Here is a 20,703-nt window from a genome sequence, read left to right on the forward strand (position 1 = left end):
TTTAGCATTTTAGAGGTTGTCTTATAAAGGAAATCAAAAAACTTGGGTTTTATTACCGCAAAATGAGAAAAGCATCATCACGGATGTGACAATGCTTTCGATCAGTTTAGCTTGGATCATTCTCATCAAATGAAAGGGTTGTAACCTGTGTATAATCCCCCTCTTCTATTTCTTCCATTGACGCATTTTCTCTTAATTCATCCTCTGTATCCATACCAACTGCGATTGTTGCCTGTTCCTTTTGTTGACGTTTTTTCATAGGTAAACACTCCTTTCTTTTTAGTATGTCCCATTATAAGTTGGGAATGCTACAAAAAAAACCGCTTTTTCAGAATAGTATTTTTATACGATTGGAAGCATTTTTATTTAAAAAGTCCTCGCATTCTTATGCAATTTGTTATAAAGTATTCATTGTGACTTTTTTAGAATCTTTGAGGTGAAACAACAATGGCAGTACAAAAATATCAAGAAAAACCAGCAATCACTGATTATTTAAAATTTATAATTCCTTCCTTAATCGGGATTATTTTATTTATTGTCCCATTTCAATATAAAGATACATTCACAATCCCTGTTGCCATTTTGGCGGGCATTGTTCAGAATTTATTAGGTGATTCGATTCCTTATATTATGACTGGTTTGATCACGATTACCGGGATGATTTCAATCATTTCTTATCTAGTAAAACCTTCATTTATTACGAGATCCCCTTTTTTATCTGGATTATTTTACGTTGCACCGGTATGGGTAATTGCACGAATTCTCGGTATGATATTCGCAATCATGACCTTATTCAAGGTTGGACCTTCTGCTATTTGGTCGGACTCGACCGGAGGTACATTATTATTTGATTTAATTCCTGTATTGTTTTCGGTGTTTTTATTTGCAGGATTATTTTTACCATTATTACTTGAATTTGGACTTCTGGAGCTATTCGGGGCATTGCTGACCAAGGTGATGCGTCCCCTTTTTGGATTACCTGGACGTTCTTCTGTTGACGCCATCGCTTCTTGGTTAGGAGATGGTACCATTGGGATTCTCCTTACAAGTAAACAATATGAAGAAGGTTATTATACAAAAAGGGAATCAGCCATTGTTGCAACAGCATTCTCTGTTGTTTCCATTACATTTACAGTAGTTATTTTAGCTCAAATGGGTTTAGCAAATATGTTTGCCCCATTCTATTTTACAATTTTACTTGCAGGCTTGGTTGCGGCGATCATAACGCCAAGAATCCCGCCATTATCGAGAAAGACAGATACGTATTATGAAGGTACCACACAGAAGGCAGACGAAACCATTCCACCCGATATCAGTCGCTTCCAATGGGGAATGGAACAAGCGGTTGTCCAAGCTAGAAAAAGTAGTGACTTTTCCAAAGTGTTAAAAGGCGGCATACAAAATGTGTTGGATATGTGGATGGGCGTAGTTCCTGTCGTTATGGCGATTGGAACCATAGCACTGATTATTGCTGAATTCACACCCATCTTTAAATATTTGGGAGCGCCATTTGTACCGATTCTCACACTGCTCCAGGTGCCAGAAGCAGTTGCTGCATCTGAAACAATGGTAATTGGATTTGCAGATATGTTCTTGCCATCCATAATCGGTGCAGATATCGAGAATGATCTTACACGATTTGTAATCGCTGGTGTATCGATAACGCAGTTAATCTATATGTCCGAGGTCGGTGGATTGTTACTCGGCTCCAAAATACCAGTTTCATTCCTGGACTTAGTGCTTATTTTTTTACAACGTACACTTATCACTTTACCGATTATAGTTGGAATGGCGTATTTGTTTTTTTAGATTGAAGGATTTCTTGTCATTTTTAAGCTAAAAGCCAAAAAATAAAATTATTGGCCATAAAAATGAAATAATGGCCATAAAGCCCCCGCTATTGGCCATAAAATTAAAATATCAGCCATAACACACAAATTAGCCCTACGAAATGATTCTTCGTAGGGCCTTTACATATCAATTTATCAAACTTTCACCGGAACTTCTTCTTTCACAAAGCCTTCCTGATAAATTCGACTGATGATTGACTCGATTTCAGGCTCTTCTACCGTCAAATCGGTAATATTATGGGTTTGTGTAATTTGTGAAATCACATCTGACGCGGAAAAATTATCTCGATTGAAACGGATCCATTTTCGATTCCCTTCCTCCTTACAGACCTCTCCATTCGAAACCCGTAAATCAACCCCATTTTCCTCGACATCGACTATTAGCGTTCGCATTTTTCCGTAGCGTGACTTAACCGCAGCAATCTCTCCATCATACACCTTTTGGCCATGATCAATCAGAACCATTCGTTTACAGAGCTTCTCAATGTCTTCCATGTCATGGGTTGTTAAGATCACCGTGACATTTCGAAGCTTATTGATTTCTTGTATAAATTCCCGCATTTTTTCTTTTGCAACGACATCGAGTCCAATCGTGGGTTCATCTAAAAACAGAATGTCTGGATCATGTAAAAGAGAAGCGGCAATGTCCGCTCTCATTCGCTGACCTAGTGAAAGCTGGCGAACAGGCGTGTTGAGAAATTCACCAAGGCCCAATATATTTGAAAAAGTAGCCATATTTTCTTTATATCGCGGTTCAGGAACACGGTATATTTCCTTTAGTAATTCAAATGATTCAATCGTCGGCAGGTCCCACCAAAGCTGGGTTCGTTGCCCAAATACAACCCCGATGTTTTTCGCATTTTCCTTACGATTTTCATAAGGCACAATCCCATTTACACGAATTGAACCACTTGATGGCACAAGAATTCCTGTAAGCATTTTTATTGTCGTTGATTTGCCGGCGCCATTTGGTCCAATATAGCCAACCATTTCCCCTTTTTCAATCGAAAATGAAATGTCTTTAACCGCCTCTTTTGTTTCAAATTGCCGATTGACAACACTTTTTAATGCTCCAACAAAACCGGTCTCCCTTTTTGCAATCTTAAATTCTTTCCTTAAATTTTCAACCTCAATGATAGCCATGACACAACCCCCTTTTTATCAAGATCCAGCACTTTTATATCGACTTAACCCAAGCATCCACACATTATACGCTAGTAAAAAAAATACGATTCCCACAAGTGGTGTTAAATACCCGATATAAGATGGGAAATTGGGTGTTTCCTTATCTAAAATCACCGCTGCCGGGAAGTAGTTCACAAATCCAAATGGAACGACAAACGCTGTTACCCATTGGACTATTTTTGGATAAATCGAAAGCGGATAGTTTGTTAAATTTCGAGCAGGATACATCACAACCCAATAAAACCGCTCTGATTTTGTGGTCCAGAAGGCAATAGCTGAAATAAAAACGAGCAGACCCCCTTGAACTAATATCCCACCGATAATTGCACCTAATAGAAATAGGACTTTTCCAAATTGCCAATGAATATCAAGGGCATTGCCCACCCAGATGAAAACAAGAATACTGAAAATGAATTGACCAGCTGCTCCAATATCAAATTTCATCGCCATAAAATGAAAGAATGGATTGATAGGACGCACGAGAAATCGGTCAAACGTTCCATTCACAATATACGTATCCAGGCTTCTAAAATGGAAAAAGAGAATGATACAAAATCCCCATGATAGAACAGCAAGTGCAAATAAAAAGAGTAGTTCATAGAAATTCCATTTTCCAAGTTCTTTAAATTGATAAAGCATAATCCACATCGTCACGGCAGTTCCCGTGTAGGCCGCAACCATTCCGGCAATCCGCATGATAAATGCAAAGCGATACTGCATTTGGGCACGGACCCCCGCCCCTACAAGTTTAAAATATAATTGAATGTAATCGATTATTTTATTCATGTGTTACCCTCCCTGCACAATCACTTTGTTTGATGCTTTACGCCAAACAAATCGGAGGATTCCGTAAGACACGGCCACCCAAAATAACTGAATCCCAATTGATAGAAACACAGCACTACCCGAAATTTCTTCTATGAAAATAGCATTCGGTATAAAATAGATTCCTTGAAATGGCAAATATGACGCAAACGTTTGCAACCATCCCGGGAAAAACCACAGTGGAATGACTGAGCCGGATAATAGTGAAACGGAAAAATAGAAAATATCCTCGATTCCTCCTGTTTCAATAAGCCAAAACGTAAATAGGCCAAAAGTCAGCTCGATACAGTACCGAATTAAAAAGCCTAAAAAACCTGAAATAATAAATAAAATCCATGTCGCCCACGAAGTTGGAAGGCTCAAATCGACAAAGAAAAACAAAAGAATATATAACGGAACTAATGCGGTCAACATATAAAACGCAACACTACCAAAATCCGCAAACAAATATCGTAAAGGCACATCAAATGGCCTCATTAGTTCGAGTGCGATATCCCCTGTTCGAACTTTTTCCTGTAACTCCCACAAAGGTGTACCAGCACCATTGACTGCTGTTAAAAACTGACTGACGACAACATAAGTAAGCATGGCGGTTAACGATATTCCACTTGCTTCTTCTTTTCCAGCATACAGCGCATACCAAATCGACATCCACATTAACAAAAAGATGATATTTGAAACCAGCCTTGTCCATACATCAAATCGGTAGGCGGCAGATCTCATAAAAGCTTTTTTCGTAAAAGCCGTATACATTTTTACCGTATCCATCAGGTCACCTCTACTCAACTATCAACAGGTTTGCGAAAAGCAAAGTATATGAAAAATACTTTGCTATTAACAGATTTTTCTTTATAGTAGCACAGTTGTCTATCTTTCGACTAGGCACTTTCTCTCTTTTTAGCCCCAAGTTTTGTAACCGTTTGTTCGATCAAAATAGCAACGACTGTTCCAAGAACAAGCCCATTATTTAAAACTGACGTTAAAATAGGTGGTACATCCTGAAAAGCACTTGATGGCACAAACATTGAACCCACCCCAACGAACAACGAAAACACAATAATCATTCTGGATTGACTTTTATTGACCAGATTTTCAAATCCGGCTAATGCTGGCAGCATAAGATTTGCGAATATAATAAAAACCGTTGCATAACCAATGGGTGCAGGCAAGCCCGAAACGAAATTCATAATTTTAGGAAAGAAACTAATTACGACTAAAATAAAACTGCCGACAATAAATGGCAGCCTAGTATTAATTTTCGTAGTTGCAATGAAACCTGCAGCCCCGGATATAGGTACAGGTGCAACTGCTGAAAAGAGTCCTGCTAACATTTGGTTAATTCCAGCCATAAATCCAGCTGGCCGATATCTTGTTTTTGCTAATTTAATGTTTTGCGATTGCAGCACCTGCTCGACAACCCTTACACTTGCGATTAAATTTGTTAAAAGTAACAGAGTCACAAGGATCGATGTAGCAATCATTCCACTATCAAAAACTGGTTTACCGAAGGCAAAAACAGGTGGAACTTCCATTAATTTATTTGATGTGATCTTGACTGGCTCTGTTAGTCCAAAGACAGCAAAAATGATCCAACCAAGGGCTAAGCTAATAAGTACGGAGTATTGCCTTAAGACCCGAGGTCCTTTTTCTGCAAAAACAAACGTAAAAAGAACAATAAAAAGACAAATACCCGCGATTTTTAGATTTACTGTTTCTTCGCCACGGTAGCCAACTCCGAAGATGCCATTTAAAAATGAACCACTTAGCTGTAATGATAGTAAAATTAAATATGTCCCTGTCACAACAGGTGTAAATAGCTTTGAGAGTCGATCAATTATCCCGAGCACACTTAAAAGCATAAATAAAATCCCGCTGACCAAAATCCCCGCTTCTATCGCCCGAAGCGTTTCTTCCCCCGATCCGTACAAGGTCGGCCCTAAACCAGCATAAATAATAAACACGCCCCACCATAGACCTGCTGGACCTTCATTAATCGGCAAGCGATGCCCAAAATACACTTGAACCAAACCGGATAATCCAAGTACAAGGAATGTCCGCGAAACGAAGCTTGCCGTTTCAGAAGCGTCCATCCCATATAGGGCTGCAATCGCGATTGGTGCCACAATCGAACTAGCTATGATAAAGGCTAGCCATTGTAATGAACTAAAAAATACTTTCAATTTCCTCATCCCATTCCAAAATATTCCGCATTAATCATTTTATCATTTTTTTCAATAGGTGAATGTTTGTTATAATGTATTTGCTTTAATTTTTACATATGGAGGAAAATTTATGATTCGTTTTGGAGTAATCGGAACCAACTGGATAACAGATGCATTTTTGGAAGCAGCAAAGGCAATCGATGATTTTTCGCTAACTGCTGTTTATTCTCGAACAGAGGAACGCGCAAAGGAATTTGCCGAAAAATATCAAGCACCCTATACCTTTTCATCAATCACAGAAATGGCACAATCTGATGTATTTGATGCGGTTTACATCGCAAGTCCCACTTCCTTCCATGCCTCTCAAGCAATCATTCTATTGAATCATGGTAAACATGTTCTTTGTGAGAAACCGATTGCCTCAAACACGAGAGAACTAAAGGAAATGATTCATGCAGCTAAGGTAAACAATGTGCTATTAATGGAAGCGCTGAAGTCAGGATTTCTCCCTTCATATTCAAGTATTCGGGAGAACTTGCATAAAATCGGTCCGGTTCGCCGCTATTTCGCAAGCTATTGTCAATATTCATCCCGCTATGATGCCTATAAGGAAGGAACGGTTTTAAATGCCTTCAAACCTGAATTTTCAAATGGATCATTAATGGATATTGGAGTGTACTGTGTATATCCGATGGTGCAATTATTTGGGAAACCTGATGCAATTAAAGCAAGCGGACTAATGCTTGATTCGGGCGTGGATGGCGAAGGGAGTATTCTAGCCCACTACAAAGACATGGAGGGCATGATGATGTTTTCGAAAATCACCAATTCCTATATCCCATCGGAAATTCAAGGTGAAAATGGCAGCATTCTCATTGATAAAATTTCATCACCCGAGAAGGTGGAAATTCGCTATCGCGACGGCAGAGTCGAGGATATCTCAAAGCTCCCTGATCAGCACACAATGTATTATGAGGCAAAGGAATTTATTAAACATATTAAAAATGGGGATTTGGAATCTGACATCAACACATATGAAAACTCACTTGCTGTGATGGAAATTCTTGATGAAGCCCGAAGCCAAATGGGATTAGTGTTTCCAGCAGATCGATAAGTAAAAACGCTTGCGACTTTTAGCCGCAAGCGTAATCATATCCTATAATTTTTTCAATGCATCTGCGACTTGTTCATCACCACTAACCAGGTCAAAGGCTTGATGGTATGTACGTTCTTCAGTTAAGGAAGCAACTACTGCTTTTGCAACATCCGCACGAGGAATTGTATTTCTAGTTAAATTCTCTCCAATTGCAATCTTCCCAGTTCCTTCATCATTCAATAAGCCGCCAGGTCGAATAATAGTGTAGGTTAAATCACTTTGCATGAGAAGTCGATCTGCATAATGCTTTGCGACATAGTATGGGCGGATGGCCTCATTCCATTTTTCACGCTTATTGGCTCCTAATGCACTAACCATGACAAATCGCTTTACACCGGTTTGTTCTGCTGCTTCAATCGTCTTCACTGCACCATCAAGATCAATTAATAGTGTTTGATCTGGACCTGTGTGGCCACCAGAACCGGCAGTAAAAACTATCGCATCACAACCTGATATTGCTTCAGCTATTTTCCCCACACTATCAGCAATACTTGCAAAGACAGTTTCGACACCTAGATGTTCAAAATAGTCTATTTGCTCTTGTTTGCGAACCATTGCAAGTGGTGTATACTCACCACTTTCCTTTAATAAATTAATTACCTGTTTACCGATTTGTCCATTAGCTCCGACAACACAAACTCTCATCAATCTGGCCCCTTTCTTACATGTACTACTTTTATTATTACAAGATAAGAAAGAGATATCAAACAATAGGGCTTATAAAAAGGACCACCCGCGCTCTGTTGCCGGATGGTCCCAAAAATTTAAGCATATAATGATTGTGCTTGCATTTGATACATTTGGGCATAAATGCCGCCATGAGCTAATAATTCATCATGGGTACCTTGTTCTTTAATCACCCCTTGCTCTAATACGAGAATGCGATCTGCATTTTTGATTGTTGAAAGACGGTGAGCAATAATAAACGTTGTACGTCCTTGCTTAAGAACGTCCATCGCGTGTTGAATAATCTCTTCTGTCTCAGTATCAATATTAGATGTCGCTTCATCTAGTATTAAGATCGCAGGATCAAAGGCAAGTGCTCTAGCAAATGAGATTAGTTGACGTTGACCTGATGAAAGTGTACTTCCCTTCTCTATCACAGGTTCGTCAATCCCTTTTTCCAGGTTCTTAAGGACTCGTTCCGCACCAACCGCTTCTAATGCCTTCTCTACCTTCTCCCGTGTTATCTTCGGGTCATTTAAGCTCACGTTCGAAGCAATCGTCCCCGTAAACAAATACGGATCCTGTAAAACGATCCCCATATGTTGACGGATTGTTTGTCTTGGCAATGTTGTAATGTCGATTCCATCAATATAAATCTTTCCTTTTGAAGGATCATAGAATCGAAATAGCAGGTTCATGATGGAGCTTTTTCCAGAACCGGTATGGCCAACTAAGGCAACCGTTTCACCACGTTTTGCTTCAAAAGACAAATGCTTTAATACATATTCATCATCTTTATAGGCAAAGGTGACATCATCGAATAAAACATGGCCATCATATCTAGGCATTGTTTCCTCTGATACCACTTCCCCATTCAAATCTAATACATCAAACACGCGTTTCCCCGCAACAAGGGAGCGCTCTAATTGAGAAAACTGATTTACTACATTCGTTATAGGATTAAATAGTCTTGTTAAGTAATCCACAAAGGCATACAACGTACCCGCTGATGCAACCTCACCGAGTGATAATGATTGCGTTCCAAAATAAAAAATGAAAATCATAAACATAATCAGTCGTAATGTATTAACTAAGTTAAATGAAGTGGCAGAGTCCAATAACAATAATTTTCGCCCATAAGCATAATGCTCATCATTCATTTCATCAAACTCTTTCGTCATTTGCTTTTCACGACGGAATGCTTGAATAATGGTCATCCCTTGAATAGATTCATTAATCATTGCATTGATGTCCGCAATTTTTTTACGAATCACTTTATTATACTGAGATGCATATTTCCTGTATAAAATCATCCATACGTAAATGAGCGGAATCATAAGCAATGCGATCATTGCCATTTTCCAATTCAGGATGAACAGTGCAATATATACTCCCGCAATCGAAATAAAGCTTGTCGCAAAATTCGAAAGAACCTGCACGTATAAATTCCGAAGCGCTTCTGTATCATTTGTAACGCGCGCCACAATTTTTCCAGCTGGCCGTTGATCAAAGTATTGAATCGGCAATGTATGAATATGACCAAATACATCCTGCCGCAATTTTTGTATCACCCGATTCGCCCCTATTTGTAAATAAATATACATAAAGTAGCGCAGAATCGCTGTTGCGATTGCTAATAGTAAATATAAGCAGAGTAACCAAGCAATCGGCTTAATTTCAATATTTCCAACAACCATATATTCATCGATAATATATTTTGCAATAAACGGACCTGCAAGATCTGCAAAGACTGCAATTGTTAAGAAAAATAGCCCAAGAAAAATAGGTCTCTTATAATACATCGCATATTTTATTAACCGTTTACCTGTACTCATGCGCCGTCCCCCTCTAGCTGCTGACGGTCAAATTGTTCCTTATACCAGCCATTTTGTCTTAGGAGCTCTTCGTGAGTACCTTGCTCTGCAATTTGTCCCTCATTCAGCACGATAATCTGATCAGCATGTTGAACGCCTGATAAACGATGTGTTGTAATAATCGTTGTTTTGTCGCTTCGCTCGTTCTGAATGTTTTCGATGATCCGTGCCTCTGTTTTCGCATCAACAGCAGATAGTGAATCATCTAGGATTAAAATTTCAGGATCTTTTATAAGCGCACGGGCAATAGACACGCGTTGCTTTTGTCCCCCAGATAAGGATACTCCTTTTTCACCTACTAGAGTTTCAAGCCCCCTCGGTAAGTTTTCTAAGTCCTTTTTAAAGTATGCTAAGTGAATCGCATTATCGATTTCATCATCTGTAGCATCTTCTTTACCAAACAAAATGTTTTCCCGAATCGTCCGTGAAAATAACACGTGATCCTGTGGAACATATCCAATCCAATCAAGTATTTGTTCCTTCGTTTGTGACGCGATATCAATTCCAGCAATGCTTAGTTGCCCCTCCTGCAATGGATATTCGCGTAGTAATTGCCGTAAAAATGTTGTTTTTCCAGCACCTGTTTTCCCTACGATACCAAGTGTTTCTCCTTTTTTTAGTGCCAACGTTATCTTCTGTAAATTTTTCACCTGGCTTGTTGGATACTGAAACAATAAATCTTGAAACCCAATGGTACTCGGTGTCGAAATAGCAACAGGGTTATTCGTGTTTTTTACATCTGCCTCATAATTTAGTGTTTCTTGTACACGATCAAGTGAAGCATTCCCTTGTTGCATGACGTTAATTAGCTCGCCAATCGCAAAAATTGGCCAAACAGCAAGACCTAAATAGACATTAAAGGTAACAAGTTGACCTACTGTCATTTCACCATTTGCTACGAGAAACGCACCATATCCAAGGGCTACAACATAGCTGATACCCGTTCCAACCTTGGTAATCGGCCCAAACAAGGCATTGATCTTTGCAGTGTGGATATTTTTTTGGTAAACCTCTTCACTCTTATCAGCAAAGAAACTTTCATCCTTTTTTTCCTGTACATAAGCGCGAATGACTCTGACACCTGCAACAGACTCTAGCACATTATCATTCAATTCACCAAATGAATCCTGTGCTTTCATATATCGTTCATGTACAATTTTCCCCAAGTATTGAATGAGCACAGCCATAATTGGAACTGGCAGCATTGAAAAGAGGGTTAATTTCCATGAAATCATGATGCCCATTGCAAAAATAATGGTTCCCAAAAACAAGGTGGAGTCAATTAAGGTCATAATTCCGAAACCCGCTGTTAGCGAAACTGAATTCAAATCATTTGTGGCACGTGCCATTAAATCACCTGTACGGTTCTTCTCATAAAAAGTTGGTGTCATTTTTAAAAACTGAAGCATCAGCTTTCGGCGCATTAACTTTTCCAGATTTAAAGAACCTTCGAATAATCGGTATTGCCAAAAGAAATTCAAGAAATAGCCAGCTACAATAATGGCTGCAAATATTAAAATATATTGAAGCAGTACTGCTTTTGTCATTTCACCTGCTGTTAAAATATCAATAATTGAGCCAAGTAAATATGGCGGAATAACTTCCAACACAGTGGCAATCATTAACAGGACTATGGCAATTGTGTATTGCAACCAATATTTTTTAAAAAACCAGCCAAGCTTACCTAATACATCAAACATATTCCATACCCTCTTTCTCTTTCACGGCTGTAAGACCCAAGCTACCCACTATCCAGTAACTCCTTTTTGAAGATCAATACTCTTCGTTTGTTCCACATGTCACTACTCCCTTTCATCCATTATCACTAAAGGATTCCACACAAAAAAGATGCATACCCTAAAAAGAGGATGCATCTCTATAAAGGTAAAGTAGGCGTACCTATACCTTTTATTGTATTCGGAATCTACAATCCTACAAATTAAAGGTATGGACAATGTATGCAATTATTGTTTATGTTACGTGCATTTAGTTCTCTCATTGTCCTTTCCTCCTTTGTAAAATTTTTATTAGTGTTCTTGAAGATTACCATTTTTTTCATACAATTGTCAACTATCAAATTACTGTTTTACGTTTTTTTCAAACCCATATTTAAGGAATAAAGACAAGACGACTAACAAAAAATGTTAATGATGCAATTTAAAGATTGGAGCGAAATAAATGGACATTCCAGAATTAGTTTTACGAATTTTCCTTGGATTTATTATCTTATTTACGCTTACTCGAATAATGGGAAGAAAAGAAATTAGCCAGATGACATTTTTTAATTTTGTGTCTGCGATAGCGATTGGTTCACTTGCGGCCAACTGGATCACGACGAAAGATTTAAGTATCCTAAACGGAATTATCGCCCTGAGCGGATGGGCTCTTTTTACACTTTTCATGAGTTATATCGATATAAAATCGAAAAAGGCAAGAAAAATTACAACCGGAGATCCCCTTATCGTGATTAAAGATGGGAAAATCATGGATAAGACACTTCGAAAAAGTCGCCTTGATCTTGACACATTAAGTGCGATGTTAAGACAAGAAAATGTCTTTTCAATGGCAGATGTAGACTACGCCATATTTGAAACAAATGGAATGCTTTCTGTTCTGAAAAAAGAAGGAAAGCAGACCATGACCAAAAGCGATATGAATATTCCTCCTTCTCTGACAAAAATTTATCCAATCTCAACAGAAGTTATCGCTGACGGGAGGGTGTTAACAAATAATTTAACGAAACTCAATTTATCAAAAAACTGGCTGGACCAACAGCTTAAGCAAGCCGGTGTAATCACTCCTTCTGACGTGATGTATGCAGAAGTGCAACAGGACGGATCACTATACGTTGATCAAAAGGAAGAAACTCTACATTAAAATCAATTAAAACAAGCATGGAAAATCATTCCGTGCTTGTTTCTAAATTGGAACAATGGGATTACCACCGTTGCCCTCCACAATCTCCACTTCCTCCTGCCGCTCCAAATACCAGCTTTCAAAGATAACCGCAAATGGCAGGGGAATATCCTGTATGGTTTCAATATGTGTCGGTGTTGAACGATTCATCGTAGTTATAGAGGCAACACGGAAGAGCCTTTGTAGTCGTGTCTGAGAATAGGACATTTCAATAACATGTCTTCGTTTCGTTATAAACATACGGCTCGTTAGTCCACCATGCCACCATTGTACTTGGTCATCATTCAAAGCATAACGTGTATGGAGAAATTCGAGAATTCGCAGAATGATAATCAAACATAGTAAAACGAGCGATAAGATCCACCACATCTGGTCAAGTCCAAATGCATTAGGCTTAAAATAGCATAATCCAATCGTTGCCAGTATCCAAAACCAGCTTGGTTTCAATAGTTTAACCCACAAGGATTTGCGTGGTAACCTGTCTAATTTAGTTTCATTCAACTGATAGATTGGAAGCAATTCCTTGATTAACTCATATGCCTTTTTGACTGGTAAAAACGGATAAAGTGAGTTGACATTCAGGGATTCATCCCCTTTATTCGGATTGGCCGAACTGATTAATTTTACTTCAGCTAACCCAAATATACGCTTCATAAATGTTTGTTTCATTTCTAATCCCTGAATTTTTTTCTTTTCAATCGCAAAATAACTTTCATCAAGTACCCCACGGTCAATATAAATATATCGATCATCAGACGAGATTTCATATTTGCCATAACGGATAAATGTCCTAGCAACACCAAAACTAATGGCAACGATAACAGCCAAAACCAAGATCATGACAAACAGCCATTTGCTAGCTAGTACCACTTCAAATAAGCCGTTTAGCTGATCGGCATCTGGTAAAAATGTCTCCAAATAATCTAGCGAAGCAAAAACGATCGGAATAATCGCAAGGAAACTTAAAGAAGTAAAACTCGCTTTCCACAAGTCCCTTTTCTCTGGTGTAAAATGAACCGTTCGACTCGGTACTTGAACAATTGCCTGTTCTGCCTCTTTGTTTTCATGTTCTTCTGTGACTACTGGTTGCTTAGCAGGCTGAACTAAATTAATTAAAAAATGGGCATGTTTCTTTGATAATACCTCAAACTTGACTGCATCATCCTCCCCATCCATAGCGGTTTCAAATGTAAGGGATGTTAATCCAAAAATTTTATGAAATACAGATGTTTTTCTTGTCACATTTTGAATTTTAGAGAACGGAATGGTACTATTACGTCTGACAAAAATCCCCTTATGAATATGGAACGCACGGCCTTTCCACTCATATTTTTCGACAAACCAACTTATCACAATGTGAAGTAGCCCTATTACAGCAAACAAGAGAAAAGCATATCTTCCATACACAAAAATCCAAGAATCTGAATCCCTTCTTAAAACAAATAAAAGCAAAATAACGATGAAACTGCTTTTTATAAATTGATAGATTCGAAAGCCGACACTTAGTGGATGATAGCGCATCATTCATCCACTTCCTTTAACTTTGCATATTCTGCCAATCTCTCTCTTAACTCGAGGGCAACATCCTCTTCCAAAGCAGGAATGGTATGGGAAGAGCCCATTGTCTCTACTTTAATGGACCTAGTTTGATAACGTTTCATAATGGGACCTTGACTTGTTGAAACTGACTGGATTTTCGTCATCGGAACAGTTACCCATTCCTTTGTTAAAACACCGTAGCTTATCTGAAGGTATTCATCATTAAATTGATAACTCCAGGTTCGATATAGTAATTTTGGTTCGATAAAGGACCATATCGTACCAAGAACGGCGAACACAAGTATAGCAATCAAAATCCAAAATGCCCATTTTGGCCATGAAAAATAATGATTCAACCAAAATAAGACTCCTAGAATAATAAAACCTACTACGTTTGTTATAGTTTCATTAATCATACGTATTTTAGGAAATGCAGGAGATAATTGATTCTCCAATTTTATTTCACTCTCACTCAACAAAAGCAACTCCTTGTGTAATTATTTCTAAGTTTGACTCAGGAATGCTGCCTAACCTTCCTATATATTTTTACGGTTATAACTGCTATAAAGTTTCATATTTTTACAATCGGCGTAGCAGATGTTTTTTTCCCAAACGAAAAAGGCGTTAGATTCGATGATCTGCGCCCTCTTAAAATGAGAATTATGGTTGTATTCGATTAACAGGAAGTTTGATTTTTAGTACAAACCAATTCCCATTCAGCTCTGCACTCATTTCTCCATACATCTTTTCAACTAATTTTTTAGAAAGATACAGTCCTAACCCGCTTGTTTCTGTATTTGTACGACTGGTTACCTCTGTATAGAAACGCATAAATACTTTTTCAACAGCCACTTTGCTTTCTGTTTGAATATCATTTTTTATCGTAAAAGTTAAAAAGTCACCTTCCGTCCCATAACTGATAACCGCTTTACTTTTAGCGTAACGAAGGATATTTTGAACAATGTTTTGAATCACGCGCATCAGCATTATTTTATCAGCAATCACGGGTCGGTCCTTAAAGTGTTCGGGAAATTGGAGTCCAATTTTCTTTTCTTCGAATTGTTCATAATATGTTAAAAAGATTTCTTCAACTAGGTTAGAAAGTGAAATCGAGGTTAATGAAATTTCTTTTTGATTTGTTTCAATACGCGCTAAATCATAAAACTGATCCGTCATTTCAATAAGGCGTTTGACAGACTGTTCGATAATCTTAAGATAATGAATCTTCTTTGTCTCATCAGATATCACTTGTAAAAGTTGAACATAGCCATTAATCGAAGTAAGTGGAGTTCGTAAATCATGCGAGAGACCAGCAATTGATAACCTCACATTCTCTTCCATCTGTTTTGCCTGACAGTTTTTTTCTTCAAACATATCTATCATTTGATTTAACTCATCGACTAATTGCATCAATGTCTTCTCACGAAAATCCAAAGAAAGCCTACTTCCAAACCCTGAACGAGCAGGAATTCGCTTTAGCTCATATTTCAATTTCTTCAATTCTTGTTTTAAGAAGTAAAGATAAAGAAGGAGCGACAATGCCAGTATGACAAAAAACCATCCCCACATTACATTTACGCTCCTTTACGTTTTACGTTATTCAAATTTGAAGCCTATGCCCCATATTGTTTTAATATAGCTTTGATCATCCGAGTTTAGTTTATTTCTCAAATTACTGATATGCATATTTATCGTTTTATCATTATCAAAAAATGGTTCATTCCACACACTCTCATAAATATTGGAGCGACTGAATACCTTTTGTGGATTCTCTAGAAATAGGAGAAGGATAGCGTATTCCCTCCCAGTCAAATGTAGGATTTGATCGTTGTTCTTCACTTCACGCGTGTCTAGGTTGACACTGATATTCTTATAATGAATTTCTTTCATATTATTGTCAGAAGTCTTCGCGGCATGACGCAATTGAATCTGAATTCTAACAAGAAGTTCCTTTAGGTCAAATGGTTTTGTAATGTAATCATCTGCCCCGTTCGTCAAAAGTTCCAATTTCGATTCTTGGTCATTTTTTGCCGAAATGACAATCACAGGTATAGTTGAATTCTGCCGAACCTGTTGAAGAAATTCTTCTCCATTCATACCGGGAAGCATCAAATCTAAGAGGACTAGGTCAACGTGATATTGTTCAAATAACAATTTTCCCTCAGTACCCGAGTATGCGTTTAGGGTTTTAAATCCATTCAAATCTAGTGCTTCCCTAATAAGTGAATGAATCGCCATATCATCTTCAATAATTAAAATGGTTGCCATTTTTATCAAACCTACTTAATATCTGTTCGTTTAAAAAATTGAATTCCTAGAACTGATGATACCATGATTGTGATGATACTTACTAATATCATCTCAGGATATTTTGTGATATCCGCAGGTGCTGCGAAATTCGAATAGAATAAAAATGATTCCGTAAACCAATAAGTGACTTGCTTAAAATGTTCAGTCTGCTGGAAAATTCCAGGGACAAAACCAGTTGCAATCGTATAAATAAAACTCCAAACAAGTGAAATTCCACTACTTTTTGTCAGAAAACTGATCATTATATAGATTGATACGTTTGCCAAAATTAATAAATAGAGTGTAGTAAAAGATTTTAGAGCATAGCTAAAATAATCGCTAATCCCAGCTACTTCACCAAAGCCAAAGACCACTGAGTAGCTGATCATACCTAGTATGGTTAAGACGATAACACCAACGAGCGAAAGAAGTGCAGCAATCACCAATTTTGACAGATAATAATGCGTACGGCTGCGACCTAATGACAACGCATTTCGAATCGTCCCGTTTTGAAATTCTTCCCCAATAAAAAAACTGATAAAAGCACTCATAACAAGTAAAACCGTTAATCCATTTTTATCAATCATCAAAATACCAGTTGATCCATTGATGACTGTATCTATGGCTTGGACAAGTTTTGTTCCATAATGCACGGTTAATTTACTATTTGCGGCTTGAAAAATCGGAAGTAAGGATAAAATACTCAGGACGATCCATAATTTTTTACTGCGAAATAATTTAATTCTTTCAGCTGTTAAAAGGTTAAGCATGCGTGTTTCCCCCTGTTAATTGTAAGAAATAATCTTCGAGTTTTTGCCTAGTTGTACCAATTCGCGAAACATTCACATCAGCTAGGACTAAAGAACGATTGATTGCCGCCACATCATCTAAGTGTTCGAATATATTAATTTCACTATGATTAATAACTTCATAATCTGTTATTCCTAATTCATCAAGCACAACAATTGCTTTGTGAACCTCTAATGTTTCTAATTCGATGTACATGCGAGTTTGGCGTGCCAACTCCTCTTTTGAAAGTTCACTTATTAGTTTTCCATCATGCAAAATTCCGTAATGTGTGGCAATCTGTGAAAGTTCATCAAGTAAGTGACTGGAAAGTAGAACGGTAATTCCTCGTTCTGTCACTAAACGTTGTATAATTTCACGCATTTCAACAATTCCTGATGGATCAAGACCGTTTGTCGGCTCATCTAAGATTAAGAACTCGGGATTTGTAATTAGTGTTGCGGCAATCGCTAAACGTTGACGCATTCCTAGTGAAAAGTTTTTAGCTTTCTTCTTACCAGTATGACTAATATTCATCAGGCGAAGCAATTCATCAATCTCTCGGTCACTCACTCCTCCGTTTGCTGCTTGAACCCTTAGATTGTCTCTGGCTGTTAATTCTGGATAAAGTGCCGGTGTTTCAATCGATTGCCCCATCTTTCTTCGAGCATGCTGCAAGCCCTTTGTACCGGTTTCCCCGAAAAGTTCGATATTTCCCTCTTCTATTGTGATTAACCCCATAATGGTGCGCATGAACGTCGATTTTCCTGCGCCATTTTCGCCGATTAGGCCGTAAATCATCCCACGCTTTATTTCGATTGATACTTTATCGAGTGCTTTGTGTTTGCCATATATTTTTGAAACATTGGTTGCTTTTAGGATCGTTTCCGCCATTTTTATTCATCCCTTCCGGTGTTGATAAACTTAGTATAGGTATCAGGTGTAAAAAATCTGACTAGAAAAGTATAAAAAAAGTGTAAAGAAAGATGTTGTCCGACTAAATTGGACATGATTCATTAGATGTACAAGTCGAATATGATAAAAAAGAAGGGAAAAGCGACTTTTTTTGAGGTGATTTTCATACAATGCTTTTAGAGGTGATCAAAAATGGCAAGAGTTAAATATACAGACAAAGACGTCGATTTAGTGGCAAGGATGATGAGGGCAGAGGCAGAAGCCGAAGGACGACTAGGGATGCTGATGGTTGGTAATGTCATTGTAAATCGTGCAGTAGCCGATTGTTTGGATTTTAAAGATGTAAGGTCAATACGTGATGTGATTTTTCAAGTGCAGGGAGGAAATTTTTCCTTTGAGGCCGTACAAAAAGGAAATTTGTTTTATAATCCAGCAAGAGAGGTTGAAAAAAAGTTGGCTAGACAAACTTTAACCCATTGGAGACAACATCCTTCCAAGTATTCTCTTTGGTACTTTAATCCGTATGCTCCATGTCCGCCAACATGGTATGGTCAACCATTTGCAGGACAATTTAAAAATCATTGTTATTATGAACCACAGCCTAACACATGCGAAAGTGTTTACAGACGATAACCCCACAGATTGTGGGGTTATTGTTTTTTACCATACTAACATTAAGATTATGAAAACTTCGCATCAATATTTCGTAAATGTTCAAGGTCTTTCTCCTTAATAAGTAAGCTAACCACGATATAGGTAATGAATGAGAAAAGAACGGGCAAGACTACTGAATGCATGCCAAAAACTTCTGGAACAGTCGTATGGATGAGAATATAGCTTCCCACCCCAACTAGCATTGAGGAAATGGCTCCGTACTTATTCCCTTTTTGCCAATACAATCCTAGCACAATCGGCCAAATAAAAGCTGCCTCAAGACCCCCGAAAGCAAAGAGATTTAACCAGATCAGCAAATCAGGTGGATTGATGGCAAGGAAAAACACAATTAGACCTACGACTGCCGTTACACTCATACTTATTTTTTTTACAGCAACGTCTGTTGCATCCGGCTTTATGTAGTTCAAATATACATCCTTTACAATTGAGGAACCTACTATTAATAATAACGAGTTAACGGTAGACATGATTGCTGCCATCGGTGCAGAAAGAACAACTCCGGCCAACCATGGTGGTAATACCTCCATTGCAAGTAAAGGCATCACTGTATCCGGAACATCAACCCCCGGAATGATCGCTCTAGCAAATACTCCTGATAAATGCATACCAAGCATGATAAATCCAACAACAATTGTTCCAATGATCATCGCTTGATGCATGGCTTTTGCATGTCGATATGACATCGCCCGAACAGCAATCTGCGGCAATCCAACTACCCCTACTCCCACAAGAATCCAAAATGAAGATAAATATAATGGCGTAAGTGAACGATCATGACCAAACGGTGAAACAAGATTTGGATTTTCCGCGATTAGCTCCTTAACAATCGCTGGGACACCACCACCAGCAATAATTGTTCCAATTAAGATGATGAGTGTACCAAAAAACATGATAATCCCTTGGATAGTCTCTGTGAGAGCAACGGCACGAAAGCCTCCAATCGTCACGTATACTAAAATCGAAATGGCAAAAATAAATAATGAAGTGGTATAAGACAATCCCGTTAAGGACTCAATTAATCTGCCCCCCCCAACCCATTGAGCAATCATTGAAGCAAATAGAAAGATGATAATACTAGCCGATGATAGCAAAACAACCCACTTCGAATTATAACGCTCTTTTAAAAAATCAATAAGAGTTACAGCATTTATTTTACGAGCCACAATCGCAAACTTTTTCCCTAAAACAGCAAGCACAAAATACCCGGTGACCACTTGAATCATGGCAAGAAGCACCCAGCCAAGCCCAATACTATATGCGGCACCAGGACCACCAATGAAGCTGCTGGCACTTCCATATGTAGCAACCATTGTCATTGCAAGGACAAAACCGCCTAGCTCACGACTTCCCAAAAAATAATCTTGCAGAAATCCTGCGTTATCCTTCAGGCGACTCGCCGCATAAATACCAATTATAAAAATGATCACTAACAATCCTAGGAAAGGGATTAATACTTCCCAATTCATAAAGCGTCCCCTCCCTCTTCATCATCAAACGGTACTTCTTTAAAAACAATTTTTACAAGAATGATTACTAAAAAAACGACAACTAGAAATCCAATCACACAGCTGTAAAAAAACCAGCTAGGTAAACCAGCAATATATGTATATTCTGAAACAGGCTTCGAACCTAATCCATATGCAAAGCCAAACCACCACAAAAAGTTAAAAACCGCTAAGCCTATACCAATCGATGCCTCTTTTTTGGCAACCTTGTATCTGCGATCACCTTTATATTTAGTCTTATCCATCACTACTTCTCCCCATTTTTCACTTATGTATATCCTACCCGAAAATCCCTCAACGAACAAAACTAAGTTGTTCGTCACCTATTTCATCAAGTCATCCATTAAAAAAAGCTACCTA

At 38.1% G+C, this 20,703-nt stretch carries 20 protein-coding genes; 4 read left to right on the top strand and 16 right to left on the bottom strand.

From position 1 onward, the window contains the following. Positions 1–106 precede the first annotated feature (106 nt). Complete coding sequence (locus LKW28_RS12100; RefSeq protein WP_229140617.1) at positions 107–259, bottom strand: hypothetical protein; 153 nt, start codon at positions 257–259, stop codon at positions 107–109. 188 nt (positions 260–447) lie between these two features. On the opposite strand from LKW28_RS12100, the gene LKW28_RS12105 reads away from it, so the two are divergent. Further along, positions 448–1,809: a YjiH family protein gene (locus LKW28_RS12105; protein WP_229140618.1), complete on the top strand. Its 1,362-nt coding sequence runs from the start codon at positions 448–450 to the stop codon at positions 1,807–1,809. Between the two features lie 176 nt (positions 1,810–1,985). On the opposite strand, the gene LKW28_RS12110 is transcribed toward LKW28_RS12105, so the two are convergent. The 4 genes from LKW28_RS12110 to LKW28_RS12125 all read right to left on the bottom strand — a co-directional run bounded on the left by LKW28_RS12110 (position 1,986) and on the right by LKW28_RS12125 (position 6,040). Continuing rightward, the gene (locus LKW28_RS12110) at positions 1,986–2,993 is read right to left on the bottom strand and encodes an ABC transporter ATP-binding protein (protein WP_229140619.1); all 1,008 of its coding nucleotides are present in this window, start codon (positions 2,991–2,993) and stop codon (positions 1,986–1,988) included. Between the two features lie 18 nt (positions 2,994–3,011). Further along, positions 3,012–3,821 carry an ABC transporter permease gene (locus LKW28_RS12115; RefSeq protein WP_229140620.1) on the bottom strand — a complete coding sequence of 270 codons (810 nt, stop codon included), beginning with the start codon at positions 3,819–3,821 and terminating at the stop codon, positions 3,012–3,014. Positions 3,822–3,824: 3 nt separating this feature from the next. After that, on the bottom strand, positions 3,825–4,628 hold the full coding sequence (locus tag LKW28_RS12120; protein WP_229140621.1) for an ABC transporter permease: 804 nt from the start codon (positions 4,626–4,628) through the stop codon (positions 3,825–3,827). Positions 4,629–4,738: 110 nt separating this feature from the next. Beyond that, on the bottom strand, positions 4,739–6,040 hold the full coding sequence (locus LKW28_RS12125; protein ID WP_229140622.1) for a purine/pyrimidine permease: 1,302 nt from the start codon (positions 6,038–6,040) through the stop codon (positions 4,739–4,741). 112 nt (positions 6,041–6,152) lie between these two features. On the opposite strand from LKW28_RS12125, the gene LKW28_RS12130 reads away from it, so the two are divergent. Next, the gene (locus tag LKW28_RS12130; protein WP_229140623.1) at positions 6,153–7,136 is read left to right on the top strand and encodes a Gfo/Idh/MocA family protein; all 984 of its coding nucleotides are present in this window, start codon (positions 6,153–6,155) and stop codon (positions 7,134–7,136) included. Between the two features lie 42 nt (positions 7,137–7,178). Here the strand turns inward: LKW28_RS12130 and LKW28_RS12135 are convergent, their stop codons facing one another. From LKW28_RS12135 to LKW28_RS12145, 3 genes are all read right to left on the bottom strand, one after another. Continuing rightward, positions 7,179–7,823: an SDR family oxidoreductase gene (locus LKW28_RS12135; protein WP_229140624.1), complete on the bottom strand. Its 645-nt coding sequence runs from the start codon at positions 7,821–7,823 to the stop codon at positions 7,179–7,181. A 119-nt stretch (positions 7,824–7,942) separates the two neighbouring features. Then, positions 7,943–9,679 (bottom strand): ABC transporter ATP-binding protein, encoded by a 1,737-nt coding sequence (locus LKW28_RS12140; protein WP_229140625.1) that lies wholly within the window; start codon positions 9,677–9,679, stop codon positions 7,943–7,945. Then, positions 9,676–11,418 (bottom strand): ABC transporter ATP-binding protein, encoded by a 1,743-nt coding sequence (locus LKW28_RS12145; protein ID WP_229140626.1) that lies wholly within the window; start codon positions 11,416–11,418, stop codon positions 9,676–9,678. Before LKW28_RS12145 ends, LKW28_RS12140 begins: the two co-directional genes overlap by 4 nt. A gap of 478 nt (positions 11,419–11,896) precedes the next feature. On the opposite strand from LKW28_RS12145, the gene LKW28_RS12150 reads away from it, so the two are divergent. Continuing rightward, positions 11,897–12,595, top strand: a complete 699-nt coding sequence (locus LKW28_RS12150) for a DUF421 domain-containing protein (protein ID WP_229140627.1) — start codon at positions 11,897–11,899, stop codon at positions 12,593–12,595. A 42-nt stretch (positions 12,596–12,637) separates the two neighbouring features. Here the strand turns inward: LKW28_RS12150 and LKW28_RS12155 are convergent, their stop codons facing one another. From LKW28_RS12155 to LKW28_RS12180, 6 genes are all read right to left on the bottom strand, one after another. Continuing rightward, complete coding sequence (locus tag LKW28_RS12155; protein WP_229140628.1) at positions 12,638–14,158, bottom strand: PH domain-containing protein; 1,521 nt, start codon at positions 14,156–14,158, stop codon at positions 12,638–12,640. After that, positions 14,155–14,649: a PH domain-containing protein gene (locus LKW28_RS12160; protein WP_324255032.1), complete on the bottom strand. Its 495-nt coding sequence runs from the start codon at positions 14,647–14,649 to the stop codon at positions 14,155–14,157. The genes LKW28_RS12155 and LKW28_RS12160 overlap by 4 nt, the downstream gene beginning before the upstream one ends. A 184-nt stretch (positions 14,650–14,833) precedes the next feature. Next, positions 14,834–15,742, bottom strand: coding sequence for a sensor histidine kinase (locus tag LKW28_RS12165; protein WP_229140629.1), 909 nt, complete (start codon positions 15,740–15,742; stop codon positions 14,834–14,836). A gap of 27 nt (positions 15,743–15,769) precedes the next feature. Beyond that, the gene (locus LKW28_RS12170) at positions 15,770–16,441 is read right to left on the bottom strand and encodes a response regulator transcription factor (RefSeq protein WP_229140630.1); all 672 of its coding nucleotides are present in this window, start codon (positions 16,439–16,441) and stop codon (positions 15,770–15,772) included. Between the two features lie 11 nt (positions 16,442–16,452). After that, the gene (locus LKW28_RS12175) at positions 16,453–17,232 is read right to left on the bottom strand and encodes an ABC transporter permease (RefSeq protein ID WP_229140631.1); all 780 of its coding nucleotides are present in this window, start codon (positions 17,230–17,232) and stop codon (positions 16,453–16,455) included. Further along, complete coding sequence (locus tag LKW28_RS12180; RefSeq protein ID WP_229140632.1) at positions 17,225–18,142, bottom strand: ATP-binding cassette domain-containing protein; 918 nt, start codon at positions 18,140–18,142, stop codon at positions 17,225–17,227. The genes LKW28_RS12175 and LKW28_RS12180 overlap by 8 nt, the downstream gene beginning before the upstream one ends. Positions 18,143–18,355: 213 nt before the next feature. Here LKW28_RS12180 and LKW28_RS12185 point away from each other — a divergent pair, with 213 nt between their 5' ends. Further along, a complete protein-coding gene (locus tag LKW28_RS12185; RefSeq protein WP_229140633.1) occupies positions 18,356–18,796 on the top strand; it encodes a cell wall hydrolase in 441 nt (146 codons plus the stop codon). A gap of 47 nt (positions 18,797–18,843) precedes the next feature. On the opposite strand, the gene panF is transcribed toward LKW28_RS12185, so the two are convergent. After that, a complete protein-coding gene (gene panF / locus LKW28_RS12190; protein WP_229140634.1) occupies positions 18,844–20,304 on the bottom strand; it encodes a sodium/pantothenate symporter in 1,461 nt (486 codons plus the stop codon). Continuing rightward, entirely contained in the window at positions 20,301–20,588 is a 288-nt protein-coding gene (locus LKW28_RS12195) for a YhdT family protein (protein WP_229140635.1), read from the bottom strand. The genes panF and LKW28_RS12195 overlap by 4 nt, the downstream gene beginning before the upstream one ends. Positions 20,589–20,703 lie beyond the last annotated feature (115 nt).

The sequence above is a fragment of the Bacillus sp. REN16 genome (assembly GCF_020731355.1).
GTDB lineage: Bacteria > Bacillota > Bacilli > Bacillales > Bacillaceae_L > Ferdinandcohnia.

Bases quoted from the DNA above. Each gene is read 5' to 3' on its own strand.
- LKW28_RS12120 (WP_229140621.1), bottom strand. From the start codon at position 4,628: ATGGATACGGTAAAAATGTATACGGCTTTTACGAAAAAAGCTTTTATG.
- LKW28_RS12115 (WP_229140620.1), bottom strand. From the start codon at position 3,821: ATGAATAAAATAATCGATTACATTCAATTATATTTTAAACTTGTAGGG.
- LKW28_RS12155 (WP_229140628.1), bottom strand. From the start codon at position 14,158: ATGATGCGCTATCATCCACTAAGTGTCGGCTTTCGAATCTATCAATTT.
- LKW28_RS12165 (WP_229140629.1), bottom strand. From the start codon at position 15,742: ATGTGGGGATGGTTTTTTGTCATACTGGCATTGTCGCTCCTTCTTTAT.
- LKW28_RS12145 (WP_229140626.1), bottom strand. From the start codon at position 11,418: ATGTTTGATGTATTAGGTAAGCTTGGCTGGTTTTTTAAAAAATATTGG.
- LKW28_RS12140 (WP_229140625.1), bottom strand. From the start codon at position 9,679: ATGAGTACAGGTAAACGGTTAATAAAATATGCGATGTATTATAAGAGA.
- LKW28_RS12135 (WP_229140624.1), bottom strand. From the start codon at position 7,823: ATGAGAGTTTGTGTTGTCGGAGCTAATGGACAAATCGGTAAACAGGTA.
- panF (WP_229140634.1), bottom strand. From the start codon at position 20,304: ATGAATTGGGAAGTATTAATCCCTTTCCTAGGATTGTTAGTGATCATT.
- LKW28_RS12150 (WP_229140627.1), top strand. From the start codon at position 11,897: ATGGACATTCCAGAATTAGTTTTACGAATTTTCCTTGGATTTATTATC.
- LKW28_RS12130 (WP_229140623.1), top strand. From the start codon at position 6,153: ATGATTCGTTTTGGAGTAATCGGAACCAACTGGATAACAGATGCATTT.
- LKW28_RS12185 (WP_229140633.1), top strand. From the start codon at position 18,356: ATGGCAAGAGTTAAATATACAGACAAAGACGTCGATTTAGTGGCAAGG.
- LKW28_RS12100 (WP_229140617.1), bottom strand. From the start codon at position 259: ATGAAAAAACGTCAACAAAAGGAACAGGCAACAATCGCAGTTGGTATG.
- LKW28_RS12110 (WP_229140619.1), bottom strand. From the start codon at position 2,993: ATGGCTATCATTGAGGTTGAAAATTTAAGGAAAGAATTTAAGATTGCA.
- LKW28_RS12170 (WP_229140630.1), bottom strand. From the start codon at position 16,441: ATGGCAACCATTTTAATTATTGAAGATGATATGGCGATTCATTCACTT.
- LKW28_RS12105 (WP_229140618.1), top strand. From the start codon at position 448: ATGGCAGTACAAAAATATCAAGAAAAACCAGCAATCACTGATTATTTA.
- LKW28_RS12175 (WP_229140631.1), bottom strand. From the start codon at position 17,232: ATGCTTAACCTTTTAACAGCTGAAAGAATTAAATTATTTCGCAGTAAA.
- LKW28_RS12195 (WP_229140635.1), bottom strand. From the start codon at position 20,588: ATGGATAAGACTAAATATAAAGGTGATCGCAGATACAAGGTTGCCAAA.
- LKW28_RS12180 (WP_229140632.1), bottom strand. From the start codon at position 18,142: ATGGCGGAAACGATCCTAAAAGCAACCAATGTTTCAAAAATATATGGC.